Raw genomic sequence first — 19,106 nt, forward strand, 5'->3', positions numbered from 1 at the left:
CTGTTAAATTTGAAAGTATAATTATAAATACACCACTTTTACAAAATTAATAGTGATATTTTTGAAGTGTAATTTTCCCTATAAATGTTTTTAAACAATACAGAAAAAATATATCAAATATTAGATGAAGCTTATGTTTCTAGAACTAAAGATGTTTTAAATAGTATTGAGTTAACTAAAGAAGCACTTCAATTAAGTGAGCAAATTGATAATGAAGAATTAATCGGAAAGTGCTTAAATCGATTAGGGCTTTATTACATGATAATTTTTGAGTTTGAAAAGTCTAATGAATTTTCAGCAAGAGCATTACTTATTTATAAGTCCATTAATGTTAAAAATGGGATTGCAGATTCTCGTTATAATATTGGTAGTGTATTTTATAAAACAAATGATTATTACAGCGGTTTAATTCAACTTTTAGAAGCTTTAAAGTATTATAGAGAGGTCGATAATTTTCCAGGAGTCTGTAAAGTAGAGAAAGCTGTTGGTACTATTTACGAATATATTGGAGATAACGATAAAGCACATAAATCTTATGTTAGTGCTATTAATACAGCTATAAAATTATCGAATAAAAACTTAGAGTCTAATATTCTCACTAGTTTATCTGGTTTATACCTCAAAAAGAATAAAATAACTTTAGCAAAAGAGAAAATAGAACGCTCTATAGAATTAAAAAAAGAAACTAAAGATCTTAGAGGTTTAGGTTTTGCTATTTATGGGCGAGGTGATATTTTTTTAAAAACGGGTTCTTATAAAGAAGCAAAACAAGATTTTTTTAAAGCTTTGGATATACATATGGAAGTCAATGAGAAATTTGGTTCCGCATTGTGTTTGTCTAAACTTGGAGAAATGTATAATATTCTTGAGGATTTTGAAAAAGCTGAATATGTTTTAAAAGCAAGTGTAGAGATTGCTGTAGATATTAATGCAACAATAATTAAAATTAATAATTACAATCTGCTTTCTAAGATGTATAAAGCGCATCGTAACCATGTAGATGCACTTCGTTATCTAGAACTTCACGTCACAGAGAAAGAAAAAATAACGAAAAATCAGACTGTAAAAGTTATTGAGCATTATGACCTTATTAACCAAATGAATAATTTGGAAAATGAAGCCCGAATTAATAAGGAAAAACAAAAGGCTATTGACATCATTAATAAAGAAGAGAAAGAAGCTGTTAGATTAAGACAAGAGTTTTTATCTATAATGAGTCATGAAATTAGAACACCATTAAATGCGATTACAACTATCATTTCAATTTTAAAAGATAATATTGTAAACGATGATAAAGAGTTGTTTAGTAGTCTTCAATTTGCTTCTAAAAATTTAATAAATACAGTTAATGATACTTTAGATTTTACAAAACTAGACTCTAATAAATCAGTATTAGAAGTGCGTAATGTTAATCTTAAAGAATTATGCTTAAATGTTATTACTCTACATAATAACAATGCAAAACTAAAAGATCTTAATTTAGTTTTAGATAGTAGTATTCCTGAGAAAAGATATTATTCTTTAGATCAAGCCAAAATAGGTCAAATACTAGGTAATTTAATAAGTAATGCTATTAAATTTACTCATAGAGGAGATATTATACTAGCAACAACATTAGTCGATGAAGACAAAGTTTATGATACTATTCGTTTTAGTGTAACAGATTCAGGTGAAGGTATTTCTAAGGAGAATTTAGATGTTATATTTGATAGTTTTTCTCAAATTAAACCAGTTACTACAAGAGATCAAGGTGGTACAGGCTTAGGGCTTGCTATTGTTAAAAAGCTAGTAGAACTTCATCAGGGACAAATATTAGTTAAGAGTGATCTTGATATAGGATCTGAATTTTATTTTACACTGAAGTTAAAAAGAGTTGTAAATATTGTTGAGGAAGAACAAATTGATTACAGTAAACTTAAAGGTCAAAAAGCACTTATAGCAGACGATACTTTAATTAATGCCTTGCTTATGAAGAAGGTGTTGAAAAAATGGGATGTTACTTCAGATATTGTTAAAGATGGAAAAGAAGCTGTTGAAGCATCAAACATTAATAAGTATGATTTTATTTTAATGGATATTCACATGCCGGTTATGAATGGTGTGGAAGCAACAAAAATAATTAAGGCAGGCAGTAGTAAGAATAGTACTTCTCCGATTTTTGCAGTAACTGCAGATGTACAAACTAACGAGCACGAAGAAAATAGAATGTTATTTGACGCTATTTTATGGAAGCCTTTAGAAATTAAAAAACTTTACATTGCTTTATCTAAAAAGTATAATTTTAATGAAACTAAAGGATAGCTCTTTAGCTCATGTTAATTAAAAAAAGAATCCCGAAATCTATTAAGGATTCCGGGAGTTCTATGATTGATTGACGGTATTTAGTTTTGTTTTATGCTTCCTGCAGAATTATCCGTTTTATTGATTGTTTCAGGATTCCCAGAATATTTTATGTCACCACCACTTGTTGCATGGGCTGTTAGTACTTTAGTGCTATAAACATCGATGTCTGCTCCGCTAGTTACACTAACATCTGCTATTTCTGCAATTAATTGAGAAGCTTCAATATCACTTCCGCTTGTCGCTGAAGCAACAAGATTTATAGTAGATCCGCTTACGTCTATATCACTTCCACTTGTAGCATGGCAGTTTAAAGCTTCGGTCTTTACATTCAATTTTATATCAGCACCACTAGTACTGTTTAATTCTAAACTAGAAACTTTAATAGTATTGTTACCATAAACATCACTACCACTTGTGGCTGTGATTTTTGAAATTGTTTCAATATTTAGAGTCACTTTTCTTAAAGTTGATCGTCCTATATTTTCACTAGTATAGATTCTTAAAGTACCATCAACAACTTCTGTTATAATTAGATCATGAAGGTTTTCATCTGCTTCTACAGTTAATGCTTGGTTATCAGATTGTGTAATGTAAAGATCTAATGCATTACTTATTTTAATTTCGTTAATGTTTTGGTTAATAGTACGGTCTGTTTTTATAACATTACCATTGCCTTCTACGCCACCTGAGAAATTACAGGATAGTAAAAGTACGCTAATAATACTTATGGTGATAATTCTAGTTAATGTAGTCATGATTTCTGTTGGTTTTTTGATTGATGAATATTTTGTTTTTATAAATTTAAGCTAATTGTACTCAGTTGCATATTATAATTTGATGAGCTGTTAAATGTGTGGTATCAATTGTCATTAATTTTTATGTTAACGCCATCCTCATCGTTTATTTTAATACTAATTGCTGAGGTTTCATTTGTATTTGATGATTCTGTATCTATCATTTCTTCCTCTTCATTTTCAATTTTAAACTCTTTTATACAACCTAGGCATTCCACATCATCTTCAATTATTGTATAATAGTTATTTTGCATTTCACGCTTTAATAAATTATTAGACGAATTATATTGTCTCGTAAAACGCGAAGCATAGTTATCAGGATTAAAAACAGTTCCTTCTGGTAAATACAATGTAATTTCTATATGTTGATCACTAAATTTATTAGATGCCTCTGTAATTAAATAAGAGTCTAATCTTAGTTCATTTCCAATAGTTTTAAAATTGTAATCAATATTATCAGCACGTTTTCTAGCCAATTCATAATTGCTACCGCTAGCAAATGCACTCACTTTTAAATGGGCTAAAGAATCTGTAGTAGATTTTATTGTAAGTCTAATGTCTCTAGCAGATATAATACTACTGTTATTATCCTTAGGGCTTATTCTGTAATTATAATAATTGCTTTGTAAATGTTTATTATAGCTATCGTGGCTTATCATTTTTATCTTTAAGGTATCACCCGATTTAATATTCAAACTATCATCAAATTGTACAATATTTGCATCATAGGCTTGCTCTGTTGCCTGGCGTATACCAACAACAACGAGTCCTACTATAGCCATAGTCCAAATTCCTAATAATGTGAATTTAGCAATGTTTCCAATTGATTTTAAATTGTTAACTAAAATCTTCAATCCTAGATAGAATATAAAAAAGAAAGGAATTGCAATGGCAAAAAACAATAATAAAGACATTAACCAAATAGGAATATTTGCAGCGTTAGAAGCATTTATAAAATCTAATCCAGGAAAATGGACAGCGTTTGTTATACCTATTGTAAAAAAAGCGATTATAAAACCTATAATACAACTAAGACCAATAAAGATTAGTAAGATTCCAATAAATTTAGCAATCACTTTAAAGAAAAACATAATAATGTTTCCTATCGTTTCAAAAAAGGATTGTGAGCTCGATTTTAATTTACTGCTTTGCTTTTGAAAATCGACACCCTTCACAGTTTCAGAGACCTGATCAAAACCTTCCTTTATTTTATCTCCATGCTTTTTTAAATCTACATTTTTTAAATTTTCAGAAACGGTATCAATACCGTCTTTAATTTTTTTTTCAATATTGCTGATGTTTACTGCATCTCCGGTCATGGTAAGCTTTTCAGCCGTTGTTTTAGCTTCAGGGATTAATGCCCAAAGTATAATATATAATAGTATACCTGTACCAAAACTAAAAAATAAAATCACCCACAGAAGACGAATCCATAGCGCATCTAATCCAAAATAATGACCAATACCAGCAGCAACTCCACCAATATAAGAGTTATCTGTATCTCTAAAAAAACGTCGTGTAGCAGTCGTTTTTCTTTTGGATTGTTGCTGAGGTTCGTCTTCAAAAATTTCGTCATCCACTAAGTAATCTTCTGGCTGTCCCATAATGGCAATAACGTCGTCTACCAACTTAAGACCTACAACTTGTTTTTGGTTTTGAATACGTTCTGAAAACAATTCAGCAATTCTAGCTTCAATATCAGCAATGATTTCAGATTGACCTTGAGAGTCTGTAAATGAACGTTTAATAGCCTCAAGATAGCGTGATAATTTGAGGTAAGCATCTTCATCTATATGGAAGAATATACCTGCTAAATTTATATTGACTGTTTTATTCATTTTTTTGGTGTTTTAGTGTTGGTAACTAGGTTAACGGCATTTTGTAATTCACTCCAAGTGGTATCTAATTCGGTAAGAAATAGCTTTCCTGTTTCTGTAAGTCCGTAGTATTTTCTTGGCGGTCCTGAGGTAGATTCTTCCCAACGATAGTTAAGTAATCCTGCGTTTTTTAATCTTGTTAATAGCGGATAAATTGTTCCTTCTACGACAAGCATTTTTGCGTCTTTTAGTGTGCCTAAAATTTCGGCAACATAAGCATCTTCATCGGCGAGTATAGATAATATGCAATACTCTAAAACACCTTTACGCATTTGTGCTTTTGTGTTTTCTATTTTCATATATGTTGTCTGTTATGTGTTGAGACTTTATGTGGTTTGCACATGACTTTAAGTCTTTTAATTTTAATTAAACTGTTCATTTTTTGATTGATTTGATTATTGATGAAATATGATATTCTGAATAAATTCAGGATTGATTATTTTAAAAAATTGATAGTAAGCGGATATTTAAACGCATTTCCGTCTCTAGCAGATAAACTCGCTTTAACAATAAGTGCTAGTTCTACCATAAAAACAATAATGGCTAAGAAACTTAACCCTCCACCAACATAGAGTAGAGCAGAAGGCTCGCCAACATTAATATGAAAATTGTTAAACCCATTAAAGTCAATAACATCTACGCCACTTAGTATTTTAAAAATAAAAAGAGGCACGCTCAATGTTCCTAATATAATAGCATAGAGTAATACACTAATTTGAAAATTAATAGCTTGTTTGCCATGTTGATCTACAAATTCAGATTTACTTTTATTAGCAGCCCATAGAACGATAGGTCCAATAAAATTTCCAAAAGGAATCACAAATCTCGAAAAAGTAGACAAATGAATAAATGTTGCTAAGTTTTTATGATGGTTATCAATCATTTTATAAAGTATATAATAGTTGTTTATACAAATATATGTCTTTAAAAAGGTAGTATGTTACACATAGTACTTAATATTAACATTTTATTAACATTAGTTTGAGTTGATTTTTTCTCTTATTTTAGTGAAAATATACCCCCAAAAAAGAAATGCCCCAAAAAGAAATTTTTTAAAATCGTTTGAAAGCGTTGTTATTAAAGGGAATTGAGGTTAGTGTGTGTGTTATTGGTTATTTTTTCAAAAGCCCAATAGATAGGTTTTAGCGTTATTTTAGCGTTATTTTAAACAGCATTTAAAGATCGTTTAAATGCTTATGCGTTATTCATTATCATGAAGTTGCGAGAACCCTTATATATTAAGGGTTTTTTTTGTTCTTTTTAGTGAGTAATTAATCACGGATACTTGGTTTTTTATCAATATTCAAATCTGCAAATTTATAAATTTAAAATGCTATAGCGTGTACCATAGGGTGTCCTATAGCGTGTACTTTTTATAACATAAAATCAACCGAACAATATACCGAAATGTATTATAATTAATAAAATAAGCGTGTTTATTGTATTTAGTCACACCCGAAATACAAAGTAATTAATATTTTGTTACTGATAATCAGTTAATTACATTCTTAGGGGCTATTTTTTATCTAGATTATGCTTTAAATTCAATACATCGGCTTCTAAATCATTGATTCTATCAAACAAAGATGAAGGATCAAGTAAGTTATAAAGCATGGCTAAATTTACTTTCCAGATCTCTTTTATTTCATCGGTTTTAACAGGGTAAGATCTATGTTCTGATCTGTTATCACTTTTCAAAAATAGATTGCCGTATTTTTCAAGTCTATTCAATACACGCTTAACAACTATTCCCTCATCGGTAATTATTATATAAATTTGATTATCCTTAATATTAGACCAGTCCTCTACCCATTCACCAACTACTATACATCCAGAATGTAGTGTTGGTGTCATGGAATTACCCTTTACTTCAAACATCCTGAATGTTCCGTTGTTCACCATGGGCAATCTGTAGGTGGGTAAGCTTTTTATAAAATCCTCATCACCATATCCATTTAAATATCCAGCTCTAGCAGCTACAGGTACAAAAACAATATTCTCATTCCCTTGGCTGTCTACAGTAATGAGCTTTGGCACTTGAGAAGGCTCTCGAATAACATTAGGTCGTTTTATGGCTTGACTATAACTCTTTGGTTTTAATAGAGGTTTGCCATCTCCGAGAATGAGCCATTTGAAATTCACGTCAGGAACAATAGTCAATATATTTGCTATAGCAGTAGAGTTTAACGGTCTTTTTTTTGCGCTTCCTTTAAAACTACCGTATGACATATCTATTTTACTAAAGAAATCTTCCTTGGTAAACCCCTTTAACTCAATAAGATATAGTATTCTTTCTTTTATATTGGTAAATTTATTTTCCATAGATTTGTTTATTAGTCAATTAATTTACTACATTTGTACTAACATATAGACAAATGTATATAAAATCAGTTTAAAATGACTATAGAAGAGATTAAAAGCAAAGTAGAGTATGGCGACTACCCTGTTTTAGCGCAAATGTTAGGATTAAGAAGTCCTCAATCTGCTCAAAAACGATTCTTGAGAGGAAACGAAGAAGCAAGGCGTGCTTTGGAAATAATAATAACCACTCGAGAAAATATGATCAAAACATTCAAAACGGCATAATCATGCAAAAAGAATCTCCATTCATCCATTACCAAAATAAGCTATGCGTTAAAGTACGGTTTCTAACATCAGATAGAAAACCACACGCAGACAGCCTACACTTAATAACATACCGTGCATTTAAAAAACGCATGGATAGTGGTACGTGTACGGAAAAGCAAATGCGTAAAGGATCGTTTGGAGGTGGATCATTAGTATTATATAAATCATTGTCCAGAGAATATAAAGATGCACTTACTACTCAATTTGGCGATCCAAAAGAAGAAATTAAAAAGAGCTGGTTCGCTGATCACTATGTAGCAGATCGTGACGCTTTCAATTTTTATGTGGCACATCGTTATGGAGAGAATCAAGAGAAAAAACTAGACCTAGAAAAGATTGAAGAGTACACTTATAATTCCTCAGTACTCAATACAGTGGTTAAGATGAAAAACAACCGAAAGGAATATGCCAAAGCGCACGGCTTTACAAAAGTAGACATTTGGCAATCCCTAAGTAACGATGTTAATGCCTTTAGAGAAGTTCCTCACACATTACCACCTTCAAAAGATGGTTTAAGAAGAAAAGCCACTGCATACGCAAAAGCGTTGTTTTTCTCTAAAAGTGAAGCTTACAAAACTGTTATCTCTGGAAAGCTACAGACTGCAAATGCGAAAAAAGTAGTAGACAAAAAGCAAATGGCAATGTTGGATGAGTTGCTATCAAAGCACACTAATCTAGATAATGAATTTATAGCCAGTGTGTACAACACTATTGCAGATCAGTTAGGATGGGAGCGTATTACTGCAATGACAGTATCAAATCGTAAAACCAAAAAGAGCCTTGTGGTAACAGCTGGTCGTAAAGGTGTAAGTGAGCTGCGCAATAATAAATTGATGCAGAACAAACGTAAGCGTCCTAGTTCACCAATGCTTTATTGGACATTAGATGGATGGGATGTAGAGCTTATGTATCAAAAAACAGATACAAATAAGAAAAATCATTCGGTAACAAGCTACCATAACAGGCTTACTGTTGTAGTTGTTTTAGATCCTCATAATAACTATCCAATTGGTTATGCTATTGGCACGCATGAGACACCAGACCTTATAAAACAAGCTTTGCAAAACGCTATGCAGCACGCACGTGAGTTGTTTGGTGAGTTTTATATGCCATACCAGGTCCAAAGTGATAGGTATGCAATTAAGAAGCTTACACCTCTTTATCAAGCTATAACACCACATTTTACACCAGCACAAGCACGTAATGGTAAATCAAAGGTAATTGAGCCTTATTTCAACTCAATAAACAAAAAGTACTGCAAGCTTCTTAATAATTGGTCTGGTCACAATGTTGATAGTGGCTCAAAAAATCAGCCTAATGCAGAATACTTGAATAAAATTAAAAAGCAGTTTCCAGATCAGAAAGGATGCGAAAAGCAAATTGTATCAATAATGAATACTGAACGCTCTAAAAAAGGCAAAGAGTATGCTAATAATTGGCTAAACACAAAAGAAGAGCATAAGCAAATAATGAATTATGAAAATTACCTATTAACATTCGGTAGTAGTACTGGTGATACCAATAAACTACGAGGTGAAGGTTTGGTTATTAAAATTCATGGGCAGGAACGCACCTACGATAGTTTTGATGTCAACTTTAGGCACAATGCACACTTAGACTGGTCTATTCAATACGATTTAAATGACCTTTCACAAGTCCTTGCAGTTTCATCTAACGGTAAAGAACGTTTCATTTTAGAGCAGAAATATATACAACCAATGGCACTAGCAGATCGTATCGATGGAGATACAGATCAGCTAAAACGAGTTAAGGACTTCAATAAAACAATTGAATTAGAAATCGTAAACGAACGCTCTCAAAATGCAGAACTCTTAGATCCATTTTTAAGAAATCCAGAGTTAGACAATACGCTCGCTAAACTCTTACTCACAGATTCAATCGGTCAACACAAAAACCCAAAATCTAAACAGCGTTTAAAACCTCAAGAAAAGGCTAAGAAACTCAACCAACGCAACGCTAAAAAAGAACAAAAACAAACCGCTCGCACCTTTATGGATGAGCAAAACGATTACTACAATCAAAAAGTAAATGTAAACGAATATTTAGACGATTAATCTATGCAAAGTCAACTCAATAAACTAAACAAAATCAAAGCACAAATCATCGCCAAAGCAGAAAAACGAGATGCAACTGCACTAAGTAGATCAGATCAATGGCAAGACAGTATAAAAGGCTTCACCTACGAAACCAACACAGCAACACTAGCCAATGTTGTTGAAACATTAGAAGAGGCAATCAAAGATTTAGAAAACTTTATAGAACACGCATAATGAAACAAGAACATAAAATTAATATCGCAAATAAGCTTCAAGACTATATCAACCTTCATGGCATTCCTCAGTCAACGGTTTCAGACCGTACAGGTGTCCGTAAAGAGTATATCACAACTATCTTAAAAGGTGTTTTTACCTACGATGCAGGTAAAGGTAAAACAGGCGACATTCCAGATAAACACTTTATGAGACTAGCAGAATTGCTAGATTATTCATTAGTAAAAAAGTATTGGAAACTGCGTGCAACACCACAGTTTACGCAAATGATTTCAATTTTAGAGGAAGCGAGGGAGCATGCGTACACCAGGTTAATTATTGGTGAAACTGGCTCTGGTAAATCTGAAGCTATTGCAGCCTTTGCAAAAAAGCATCCAGCAGATGTGTTTCATGTTAAAGTAGGTTCTGAAGATACTTTAAACGGTTTACTAGAAAAAGTATGTAACGCTTTAAAAGTACCACCATCAAAACAAAAATCGGCTAAAATTAGAGACATCTCAATGTCGCTAAAAATGTTGCATAGCTACGGTAAAAAACCACAATTAATATTTGATGAGAGCGAGTATTTAAAAGTATCAGCCCTTTGCTCAATTAAAGAGTTTTACGATTACCTAGATAAGTATTGTAGCATCGTAATGATTGGCACAGCACAATTAACACGTCAAATAGATAAGCTACGCTATAAAGATGCTAAAGGAATTCCGCAGTTATACAGACGCATCAAATTTGGACGTAGGTACTTGCCAGCAATCGATAAAACATACGGAATGTTTTTAAATGAAATAAAGGACAGAGAGCTTTTAAAGTTCTTACGCTCTGAGTGCGAAAATTACGGAGAGCTGCACGATGTGTTAGTGCCTTGTTTGCGAGAAGCAGATAGATTAGATCAACCACTAACACTGTCTCTAGTAAGAAAAGTGCTAAACATAAACGAAGTCGAAATTTTTAAAGCCTCATAAGATTGTCTAAAACCATAAAAAGACCTGCAAAACTAAAGAAAGTTTTAACGGTTGCTAACATACAAAATCAGAGCGTTAAAAAATTACAATGGCTTGGCAAATGGTTAGATGCATTTGGAAAACCTCAAGATAGAGGTATCTGGTTTGTCTGGGGAATTTCGGGAAGTGGCAAAAGTAGTTTCCTAATGCAGTTAGCTAAAGCCTTTGCGCTTTTAGGACATAAAGTGTTGTTCAATCTATGTGAAGAGGAAGCCGACGATACAGATTATATAGACCGAATGGAGTTGTTTAACATGAATGAAGTTGAAAAGAATTTTTTTACACAGAGCTATACATACCAAGAACTAATGGCATACATCGATAAAAGAAATCCACCTAAAGTGATCATCATAGATTCAATAAAGGATATCACCACTAGCTGGGAAGAATATTTGGCTTTAAAAAAGCTAATAACAAAAAAGAACATCATTTGTGTCATTGCAGGACAAGCTGAAGGTAAGAACCCACGATCAGAGTTTGAAAAATCAATACGATTTAATGCAAAGATGAAAATTTTTGTAAACGGATTCCTAGCCCTTTGCCAAGGTAGAACCGTCGGAAAAAACGGTGGCAGATATGTAATACATCAAGAAGGCTACGATAAACTTCGTGGTGCATCAATTTAAAACAAAACCAAAATGAAAAAACAATTATTAATAATTCTGAAAATATACTCTCACGAGTACGAGCTAAAAGTATTGGATCTATACACAGCGTGGTGTGCTAAAAGAAGCAAGAACCAACAGCAGCTGCAAAAACTATTAATATGTTCAGCACTATTTAACTGGTGGTATCGCGAACTAGAATCGCTAGAAGCCAATTTTGTAAAGCATGCAGATGTTTTTGGTACATCGATATCAAAAGAAGTTGCAGAAAGCTATTACAATGAAATTATAGCAGATATCCACAATGTGTTTTCTAAATCATTAATAAAAAAAGCAAATGACATCCACAGCATTACAGCACAAAATTAACGACCTCAGTTTTTGGTTAGACAACAACCCAAAAACACACCAAAATTACCAGCAGAATCAAAACCTGCTATCACATTTCAAATTTAAGTTAAACCAAAAATTACAATTATCAGCATGAGTAAAAAAGACAAAAACAAAGGAGCAGTAAAACCAGACGTTGCAAATGACGAAAACAAAGGAAGAGTAAAGATGGATCTTTCAAGTGAAGCTATAGAAATGCATATAAAAGGTACTGCTGTAGATATAACAGATCTAATAGCCCAAGCCTTACTATCAAGGCCAGAGATAATAATATTCTTTAAAGCAGCTATAGATGTTGTTGAGTCATTTAAAGGATCTAATAATAAAAGCGGAGAGTGATTATGAGTACAGAATTAGCAAATAAAATCCTAGAGGCATGTTATGTCAGTCCAACAGCAGAAAAAACCCAATTGGTAATTGAAGTATTAGAGGACACAGAACTAGAATCCCCAACAACCCAAGGAACAGAGATATGTGATGCCTTAGGTATCGCAAGAAGAAAAAACAGAAGTGCAATAGCCAATATAATTAATAAATACAACGAAGACCATGAGTAACACACTAGACATTTCAAAACTATCAGCTGAAGACAAAGCAGCTCTAATGGCAGAATTAGAAAACAATGCCAAAGCCGAAAAGCAAAAGAAAAAAGAAGACCGTAAAGCGTTCAAAGAACTAACAGCAGATTTTGTAAACGATAATATAGATAAGTTGATTAATCACAACGATATCACAGGCATCCTTATAGAGCAACTATTTAAGGAATATAAAGCTGTAGAAACTATTAAAAATGACCTATACGGACGTTCGCACCAAGACAATCACACCTCTACATTACCAGACGGTTCTGCAAGTATTACAATAGGACATAATGTGTCTATAAAATTCGATGGTACGGAGTCTGCTGGAGTAGAAAAAATTAAAAACTTCATTATATCATTATCAGATGAAGACAGCAGTTCTAAGGTTAAGCAATTAGCAAAGATGGTAGATACCTTTTTAAAGCTTAACCCAAAAACAGGCATGTTAAATCCTAGCAAAATCATAGAGCTAAGTAAACTTAGAGATGATTTTTTAAATGAAGAGTTTGACGATGGTTTAGACATCATCTTTAACGCACAAATCCGCACGCAAAACAGCATGTATGTAAGTGGATGGAAGTACGTTCAGCTAGATGAAGATAAGCCAATGCAAAAATTAACTTTTAGATTTTCGGTGTAACTATGAAAAAACGAAACGTAATACCAGGAAAGTATATACCAGTAAAATTACCATTCACTTCAACAGTTTTACAATTGTTTTTATTGTATTACTTCAATGTGCCTGATTGGGTTTTAGCAGTATATATAACTATAGCTGCTTTAATTTGGATAGCTCTTATAGCTAATAGAATTAACGAAGTTAAAGATGAGAAGTTACTAAACCCAACAATTAACATAAATAATATTATTAAGGAATTAAATATTGAGCCAAGGAATGAGTCAAAATTTAAAACGAAGCTTAATAATGCAATTAAAGAAGCAAAAAACAATGAATAAACAAGACGCACTCAATAAAGTCTCAGTACTCTTTTGGCTTTTTATAGCTCTCATGGTTCTCGCACTAATTGTTTATGCAGTTACCAATGAGCCATCAGCAAGGATAGCAGCATTTGTGCAAGCCGCAATTGCAATGATCATCTTTTTTGTAGGATCAATAATAAATCAATTAAAGTTTTAACTATGGCTGTAGACATTCAACAATTCAACGACAACGAAGTATTTGTAAACGACAAATTAGTAGTTAAAGACTCCAACGATAACTGGATAGCAAAGGTAGAACTCACCTCCTCAGAAACCGAAGAATTGCAATCCTTTCTTAAAAGACAAAACTAACAACAAACGCTGTGTGTAGGTTAATAACAAACACCCAAATCTACCAAAAGCACGCAGCGTTTTTAAACACAATTTAAATGGCACTTAAAACACAATCCGCACCACCAAAGAAAGCAAAATATGTGCTTTGGTCATTCTTTACAGTTGGCAACACTCAGCACAGCTATATTTTAAGTCTATGCATACAATACGGCTGGTCTAAAGACCATAAAACTAAAGCTATAAAAGTGGCAGATCTTGGAGCACTAGATAAGTGGCTTCGTGGTACGCACAAAATAGGACAATCACCAGTGTTAAAACCACTAAACGATATGTCACCTTATGAGTGTAGTAAGGTTATACACGCATTAGAGCAAATGATTTATAAAACCAAATAACATGTTCCAATCTACCACCTCCCTAATCACCATACTTATTATAGCGACACTATGGTTGTCCGCAATGGTTTACGAGTACCTAAAGCAACAAAAACGAAACACTAATAATGACTAAAGAATTTCCACCATGCCAGCATCCAGAAGAAACAAAATATCTGCAAGTTATAGATAGTTGTACCGTTTGCGAAACCGTACAAACAATTTGTGGAAGCTGTGGTGAAATCTTAAAAACCGAAACCGAATGTTAATATCTATTCTTTATACAATTCAAATAATCATAGGTTTATTTCTGGCTTGCAAAATATCGTATTACTATTTAAAATTCGGTAAAGATCCATCAATATTTGAAGCTATGCTACTCATTCTAATTCTCAACTAATGACCACACACTACAATTTAGAAATAATCAGCACCTCCACACACTTCAAAGTCACTTATAGAGATAAGAAGTTTAGAGCAGTTACGCATTTGCGAGGTGCAATGGATGATGCCATGTTAAAACATCTTGGTAAAGTAATTCCACGTACAGAAGATCAGTTACCCAACTTTATAGATAGTTGGAAAGGAAAAGTGGTCTACAACAAAGAAGTCAAAAACCCAAGCCTATATAGTCTGTTTTTGCACGAGTGGACAACCTTCTACGAGAACTTCGCACAACTGCAACCAAAGTTTACAGGCGCAGATGGTAATGCCTTAAAGTCAATAATGCAACATTTAAAGCTTATAGGTCATTCAGATAATGAAGCCTTAGAGGTTTGGAAAGTAATACTAAGCAATTGGCACTCTTTAGACGATTTTCATAAAAACAATACCGATCTAAAATACATCAACAGCAAATTTAATATCCTAATCAATGCCATCAAAAAGCAAAACAACACCGTCACCAAAACCAACACTTCTGGCACTAACGGAAGTGTCAGATTATAAAAACTCGTTAGTTGTAAAGCATTTTGCAAATATGAATATGCAAAGTGCTTTAAATAGCACATCTAAAGGTATCGGTCTTAGCAGTAGAGATAAAGCTATAGGCGAAGAGACAATAATACGCTGCATTAAAAATATGTTTATTGGCACATCTATGTATTTCGATAAAGTGTTGGGTGATCGTCAAGCGGAGGTCATAGCTGAAGAATTATTGGCTAAAGACGAATACCGTAATCTAAAGTTAGAAGATATTGTTGCAATCTGTATAGAAATAAAGGAAGGTGAAACCTATAAGCTAACACCAGCTACTATACTTAGGCATATTAAGAAATACACCAAACAGCGTGAAGCTCTAGCAATACAAAACAGCCTGCAGCAAAGCCAAAACCAAAAGCACGCAGGTATAGGTCAAAACATAGACGAACGTGCCTTAAAAACCATTAGACAAATAGAGCGTACCAACCAAGAAGTGGTGCGCACTAGAGTAGCAACTAAAAAATTTTACAAATAATAATGCCAGAAACAAACCAAGACCACCTCATAGAAAAGTTAGAACTCATTTCTAACGATCTAAGAGAAGAAATACAAAAGGTAAATAAAGCCTTTGAAGTAACAGAACCATTAGCAAACCATTTAGGCTATACGCTATGTCGCAAAACAGGAAACTTAATTAAAAAATGAAATATCCAACTTTAGAAGAAGTAGAAAATGCAGACCATGAACAAATATGTCGATGGATGCGTTTCTTAAAAGTGTCTGGTAATCCAGAAGAACAAAAAGTAATTGTAAGGCTATGTGAACGCTGCGATGAATTCGGAGGTTTTACAACAGCTATATCAAAAAAAATAGGATGGAAACAATGAGCCAAACCAAAAAACAATCATTCACAGAAGCCTTGAGCAACACAGCAGTAGGTTTTATAATCAGTTATATCAGTACATTTTTAATCTTTCCGTTAGTAGGTTTAAATACGAGTCCTGGTACCAATTTAGTAATTGTCATTTACTTCACAGCTGTGAGCATTTTAAGAGGTTATGTATTGCGCAGATGGTTTAACAAAAAAGCAACCAAACCAAGAGCTGAACGTGTTACATACCCAGACGGTTCTGATTATAAGTTACAATGTTTTGAGTGCGAAATAGACATGCCAGTTAAAAAAATTGAAAATAATTATTTCTGTAGTAACTGCGGATTAAGACATTAAGCAATGGATATCTACATACCTAAACCAATACTAGATTATTACTGTTCTGTTGATAGTGTGCAGCAGCTTTCAAAAAACACAGCAAAAGAGATTGTTACACATGCCAATATTCAATATGTAATAACTGGTTATGCAGCATCTGGAGAAGCTGGTCATTTATGGTGTTGGGCAAAGCAAGTTGTGCCGGTGCAAATCTATAAAGGAAAACTAAAGCCACTTCACCACAACATGCACCATGTAGAAGTACAACAAGGTAAACGAGAGCGTGGTTATAGTGCGCAGTTATTCACTTTTGAAGGCAAGCAATACGTTACGCACGAGAGTGAAACTATTACATTTTACCCAACAGAAAGTGGAGTTCAATTAGATTTATTTTAAAAACAAAAACCAATAATTATGAATGCAATTTTAAAACTTTTATTAAACGCTAAACCTTTTTTAAGTAATGATGTTACCATTGCAAAGAGTGAAGGTGAATACAGTGATCCAGAAATTTGGAAAGCTGATGAGCCATTACACAAAAACAACCAATACTTTCCATTGGCTTTTAAAAGTAAAGCAGATACACAAGCTTATTATCTACCGTATGAACCTATACTAGATATAACAGGGCGAAATCAAATAATAAGAAGATATCCTGTCAAATACCCTAAGGATCTACAGACTAAAGCATCTGCAAAAAAAACAAATGCGATGATAGGCAGTATTAAAGAACATTGGAATTCAGATGATTATGAGATTACAATCAGAGGTGTTTTAATCGGTTCAATTATAAGTGGTAATGTTGAACAATGCTATCCTAGAGAAGATTTTGAACGTCTTAAAGATTATGTTACTAAAGCTGAAGCGTTAGATGTATTCTCAGAACCGTTACAATTATTAGGGATTAATCAAGTAGTTGTTGAATCTTTTACCTTTCCGTTTACAAAAGGTGAAAACGTGCAAGCATATGAAATTAAAGCCTATTCTTCACAGGATCCACAAGTTCTTATCCAGTTAGATGATAAAGCCCAATGGCAGATAAAGTAATAACCTTGCCTATTCCAATATAACGGCATAATCTAAGTTATGCCGTTATAAAGGCATGCCTCCTCTAATTATAAAAACGATAAAATCGCAAAGCAATGATAAGCCAACTACTAAAGCAATTAAGATTAGAACCTCTTTTATAAAATCTCTAATTTTACGCATAATTATAAAATTAAAACAAATTATCATGAAAAAACTATTATTTGCATTACTAATTTCAGCTTCTTTTTGTGTAAATGCACAAAGTGACGGTTACAAAAAACTACAGCGAAGTCTATCGGCTTTTTCTGATAATCCAAGTATTACTGTTTTTGTCGATACGGATTACAATTTCTGTGCAACTGCATTAAGTGGTTTTTTGCAAACAGAAATGGGATTATCTTCTAAAGATTTTAAGTATGGTCTAGATGAAATTAGTGAGTCTTTTGTTCCAAAAGCTTCAAAAGAAGATTTAAATCTTAAAGTGACTTATGACTTTGATATCAAAGAAAATATTGAAGGTTATGTTGAAGCAGATGAAATTGTAATTATAAAATCGGTAAACATCACTGGTAGTCCAAAATTAATTGGTGATTTATTTTTAAGTTTTTGGCCAGGCAAACCTATTATAAAAAAAATAGGTAATCAAAATATAGCGACTAAAGAGCTTTTGAGTGATTTTATTAGCATGAAGCTATTGGCTAATGGTACTGGAGTAATTACAATCACAAAAGGAGGCACAAATGTTAACTATGAAACAACCTATGGGATTAATAAAGAAAAATTAAAAGATTAAAATAATTTTATATATTTGCGGTGTCAAACATCGTCTAAGGCTCAAACCTTAGATTTTATTAATTAACATAAGCGATACCCATTGCTACGTTGCGGGAGCTAGTGATAGCCCTAATTCATTACCTTAGGTGATGTTTGACACAACCGATCAGTGGGTTTCGTGTATAATATTTTCAAATATGTCAAATGAAAGTAAAGCCGGAAGGCTTAGTATGCAAGTAACTGATGGATTAGCTGTAGCAGTTTATCCAAATCATGTTCATGAGTTTTTGATTCCAACTAAAGAAGTTGGTTTAGGTTATGGTGTAACGGCTTATACTATACGTCTACATAAGAAGAGACATTCAAAAGAATTGATTGAAGGAAAACACTTTTTAAGCAGCGTTACTATTAGTAACGGTGCTAAAGGTTCTAGTCGTGGCACTATGTGGACAAAAAGAGGTATCGTGCGTTTAGGCTTTTTTATTAAAAGCGAACGTGCTAAATTATTTAGAGATTGGGCTGAGGACTTAATTATTAAAGTAGATGAACACAAAGATCTTTTTGGACAATTGACCTCTAAACCTCCACAATTACCATCTAAACGCAATCATAATCGCTTAACACAAGCTAGACTTGTAGATTTAATGGCAGATGTAGTACGTATAGAAAACACACAAATCAGATTAAGTATCACTAAAAAATTAGGACTATGAAACCACAGACAGCTCTAGATAAGTTTTTAATAGATGAAGCACGGTTTGAAACCGTTAGAAAAGCACTACAAAAATTAATGTTTGCATCAACATCAATGTTTTTAAAATGCAATGATGATGTTTTCTTTAAAGAGCTTGAAGATGGCTTGTATTATGTAGATAGAATTATCGATGTAATGGAAGAGCATCATAAGTCGCATTAATTTTCGATTGGTCGCCAAACCGTAAGGTCTCAATTTATTTGAGACCTTTTTTTATTTAAAATCTTTCAAAAACAGTACTTGCAAAACTCATATTAATCCT

The 19,106-nt window shown here is 32.8% G+C and carries 30 protein-coding genes; 25 read left to right on the forward strand and 5 right to left on the reverse strand.

Annotation, left to right across the window (positions count from 1 at the left end; genetic code table 11):
* Positions 1 to 84: 84 nt before the first annotated feature.
* Positions 85 to 2,301 (forward strand): tetratricopeptide repeat-containing hybrid sensor histidine kinase/response regulator, encoded by a 2,217-nt coding sequence (locus tag HSX10_RS03450; RefSeq protein WP_173586811.1) that lies wholly within the window; start codon positions 85 to 87, stop codon positions 2,299 to 2,301.
* Positions 2,302 to 2,381: 80 nt separating this feature from the next.
* Here HSX10_RS03450 and HSX10_RS03455 read toward each other — a convergent pair whose 3' ends face one another.
* The 5 genes from HSX10_RS03455 to HSX10_RS03475 form a co-directional block, all read right to left on the reverse strand.
* A complete protein-coding gene (locus HSX10_RS03455) occupies positions 2,382 to 3,098 on the reverse strand; it encodes a head GIN domain-containing protein (RefSeq protein WP_173586812.1) in 717 nt (238 codons plus the stop codon).
* A 104-nt stretch (positions 3,099 to 3,202) separates the two neighbouring features.
* Positions 3,203 to 4,975, reverse strand: a complete 1,773-nt coding sequence (locus HSX10_RS03460; RefSeq protein ID WP_173586813.1) for a PspC domain-containing protein — start codon at positions 4,973 to 4,975, stop codon at positions 3,203 to 3,205.
* Complete coding sequence (locus HSX10_RS03465; protein WP_173586814.1) at positions 4,972 to 5,313, reverse strand: PadR family transcriptional regulator; 342 nt, start codon at positions 5,311 to 5,313, stop codon at positions 4,972 to 4,974. The genes HSX10_RS03460 and HSX10_RS03465 overlap by 4 nt, the downstream gene beginning before the upstream one ends.
* A gap of 137 nt (positions 5,314 to 5,450) precedes the next feature.
* The gene (locus tag HSX10_RS03470) at positions 5,451 to 5,897 is read right to left on the reverse strand and encodes a DUF4870 domain-containing protein (protein WP_173586815.1); all 447 of its coding nucleotides are present in this window, start codon (positions 5,895 to 5,897) and stop codon (positions 5,451 to 5,453) included.
* Between the two features lie 632 nt (positions 5,898 to 6,529).
* Complete coding sequence (locus HSX10_RS03475; protein WP_173586816.1) at positions 6,530 to 7,336, reverse strand: S24 family peptidase; 807 nt, start codon at positions 7,334 to 7,336, stop codon at positions 6,530 to 6,532.
* 75 nt (positions 7,337 to 7,411) lie between these two features.
* Between HSX10_RS03475 and HSX10_RS03480 the strand changes: the two genes are divergently transcribed.
* The 24 genes from HSX10_RS03480 to HSX10_RS03595 all read left to right on the forward strand — a co-directional run bounded on the left by HSX10_RS03480 (position 7,412) and on the right by HSX10_RS03595 (position 19,006).
* Entirely contained in the window at positions 7,412 to 7,600 is a 189-nt protein-coding gene (locus HSX10_RS03480; RefSeq protein WP_173586817.1) for a hypothetical protein, read from the forward strand.
* A 2-nt stretch (positions 7,601 to 7,602) separates the two neighbouring features.
* Positions 7,603 to 9,717, forward strand: coding sequence for a hypothetical protein (locus HSX10_RS03485; RefSeq protein WP_173586818.1), 2,115 nt, complete (start codon positions 7,603 to 7,605; stop codon positions 9,715 to 9,717).
* A gap of 3 nt (positions 9,718 to 9,720) precedes the next feature.
* On the forward strand, positions 9,721 to 9,933 hold the full coding sequence (locus HSX10_RS03490) for a hypothetical protein (RefSeq protein ID WP_173586819.1): 213 nt from the start codon (positions 9,721 to 9,723) through the stop codon (positions 9,931 to 9,933).
* On the forward strand, positions 9,933 to 10,892 hold the full coding sequence (locus HSX10_RS03495) for an AAA family ATPase (protein WP_173586820.1): 960 nt from the start codon (positions 9,933 to 9,935) through the stop codon (positions 10,890 to 10,892). Before HSX10_RS03490 ends, HSX10_RS03495 begins: the two co-directional genes overlap by 1 nt.
* A 2-nt stretch (positions 10,893 to 10,894) precedes the next feature.
* A complete protein-coding gene (locus HSX10_RS03500; RefSeq protein ID WP_173586821.1) occupies positions 10,895 to 11,557 on the forward strand; it encodes a RecA family protein in 663 nt (220 codons plus the stop codon).
* A gap of 12 nt (positions 11,558 to 11,569) precedes the next feature.
* Complete coding sequence (locus tag HSX10_RS03505) at positions 11,570 to 11,905, forward strand: hypothetical protein (protein ID WP_173586822.1); 336 nt, start codon at positions 11,570 to 11,572, stop codon at positions 11,903 to 11,905.
* Between the two features lie 114 nt (positions 11,906 to 12,019).
* Positions 12,020 to 12,265, forward strand: coding sequence for a hypothetical protein (locus tag HSX10_RS03510; protein ID WP_173586823.1), 246 nt, complete (start codon positions 12,020 to 12,022; stop codon positions 12,263 to 12,265).
* A gap of 2 nt (positions 12,266 to 12,267) precedes the next feature.
* Positions 12,268 to 12,483: a hypothetical protein gene (locus HSX10_RS03515; RefSeq protein WP_173586824.1), complete on the forward strand. Its 216-nt coding sequence runs from the start codon at positions 12,268 to 12,270 to the stop codon at positions 12,481 to 12,483.
* Positions 12,476 to 13,147, forward strand: a complete 672-nt coding sequence (locus tag HSX10_RS03520) for a hypothetical protein (protein ID WP_173586825.1) — start codon at positions 12,476 to 12,478, stop codon at positions 13,145 to 13,147. Before HSX10_RS03515 ends, HSX10_RS03520 begins: the two co-directional genes overlap by 8 nt.
* Positions 13,148 to 13,149: 2 nt before the next feature.
* Positions 13,150 to 13,464, forward strand: coding sequence for a hypothetical protein (locus tag HSX10_RS03525; protein ID WP_173586826.1), 315 nt, complete (start codon positions 13,150 to 13,152; stop codon positions 13,462 to 13,464).
* Positions 13,457 to 13,645, forward strand: a complete 189-nt coding sequence (locus tag HSX10_RS03530) for a hypothetical protein (protein ID WP_173586827.1) — start codon at positions 13,457 to 13,459, stop codon at positions 13,643 to 13,645. Before HSX10_RS03525 ends, HSX10_RS03530 begins: the two co-directional genes overlap by 8 nt.
* A 2-nt stretch (positions 13,646 to 13,647) precedes the next feature.
* Complete coding sequence (locus HSX10_RS03535) at positions 13,648 to 13,800, forward strand: hypothetical protein (RefSeq protein ID WP_173586828.1); 153 nt, start codon at positions 13,648 to 13,650, stop codon at positions 13,798 to 13,800.
* Positions 13,801 to 13,877: 77 nt separating this feature from the next.
* Positions 13,878 to 14,177: a hypothetical protein gene (locus HSX10_RS03540; RefSeq protein WP_173586829.1), complete on the forward strand. Its 300-nt coding sequence runs from the start codon at positions 13,878 to 13,880 to the stop codon at positions 14,175 to 14,177.
* Positions 14,178 to 14,284: 107 nt separating this feature from the next.
* Positions 14,285 to 14,425: a hypothetical protein gene (locus tag HSX10_RS03545; protein WP_173586830.1), complete on the forward strand. Its 141-nt coding sequence runs from the start codon at positions 14,285 to 14,287 to the stop codon at positions 14,423 to 14,425.
* A 130-nt stretch (positions 14,426 to 14,555) separates the two neighbouring features.
* Positions 14,556 to 15,104 (forward strand): hypothetical protein, encoded by a 549-nt coding sequence (locus HSX10_RS03550; protein WP_173586831.1) that lies wholly within the window; start codon positions 14,556 to 14,558, stop codon positions 15,102 to 15,104.
* On the forward strand, positions 15,031 to 15,612 hold the full coding sequence (locus tag HSX10_RS03555; RefSeq protein ID WP_173586832.1) for a hypothetical protein: 582 nt from the start codon (positions 15,031 to 15,033) through the stop codon (positions 15,610 to 15,612). The genes HSX10_RS03550 and HSX10_RS03555 overlap by 74 nt, the downstream gene beginning before the upstream one ends.
* Before the next feature lie 2 nt (positions 15,613 to 15,614).
* On the forward strand, positions 15,615 to 15,782 hold the full coding sequence (locus tag HSX10_RS03560; RefSeq protein WP_173586833.1) for a hypothetical protein: 168 nt from the start codon (positions 15,615 to 15,617) through the stop codon (positions 15,780 to 15,782).
* A complete protein-coding gene (locus HSX10_RS03565; protein ID WP_173586834.1) occupies positions 15,779 to 15,964 on the forward strand; it encodes a hypothetical protein in 186 nt (61 codons plus the stop codon). The genes HSX10_RS03560 and HSX10_RS03565 overlap by 4 nt, the downstream gene beginning before the upstream one ends.
* On the forward strand, positions 15,961 to 16,305 hold the full coding sequence (locus HSX10_RS03570; RefSeq protein ID WP_173586835.1) for a DUF7220 family protein: 345 nt from the start codon (positions 15,961 to 15,963) through the stop codon (positions 16,303 to 16,305). Before HSX10_RS03565 ends, HSX10_RS03570 begins: the two co-directional genes overlap by 4 nt.
* Before the next feature lie 3 nt (positions 16,306 to 16,308).
* On the forward strand, positions 16,309 to 16,683 hold the full coding sequence (locus tag HSX10_RS03575; RefSeq protein ID WP_173586836.1) for a hypothetical protein: 375 nt from the start codon (positions 16,309 to 16,311) through the stop codon (positions 16,681 to 16,683).
* A gap of 18 nt (positions 16,684 to 16,701) precedes the next feature.
* The gene (locus HSX10_RS03580; RefSeq protein ID WP_173586837.1) at positions 16,702 to 17,334 is read left to right on the forward strand and encodes a DUF6046 domain-containing protein; all 633 of its coding nucleotides are present in this window, start codon (positions 16,702 to 16,704) and stop codon (positions 17,332 to 17,334) included.
* 187 nt (positions 17,335 to 17,521) lie between these two features.
* Complete coding sequence (locus tag HSX10_RS03585) at positions 17,522 to 18,109, forward strand: hypothetical protein (protein ID WP_173586838.1); 588 nt, start codon at positions 17,522 to 17,524, stop codon at positions 18,107 to 18,109.
* A 178-nt stretch (positions 18,110 to 18,287) separates the two neighbouring features.
* Positions 18,288 to 18,803, forward strand: coding sequence for a hypothetical protein (locus HSX10_RS03590; protein ID WP_173586839.1), 516 nt, complete (start codon positions 18,288 to 18,290; stop codon positions 18,801 to 18,803).
* Positions 18,800 to 19,006: a hypothetical protein gene (locus HSX10_RS03595; protein ID WP_173586840.1), complete on the forward strand. Its 207-nt coding sequence runs from the start codon at positions 18,800 to 18,802 to the stop codon at positions 19,004 to 19,006. The genes HSX10_RS03590 and HSX10_RS03595 overlap by 4 nt, the downstream gene beginning before the upstream one ends.
* The last annotated feature ends 100 nt before the right edge of the window (positions 19,007 to 19,106 follow it).

This window comes from Winogradskyella undariae, from assembly GCF_013285155.1.
Lineage (GTDB): Bacteria > Bacteroidota > Bacteroidia > Flavobacteriales > Flavobacteriaceae > Winogradskyella > Winogradskyella undariae.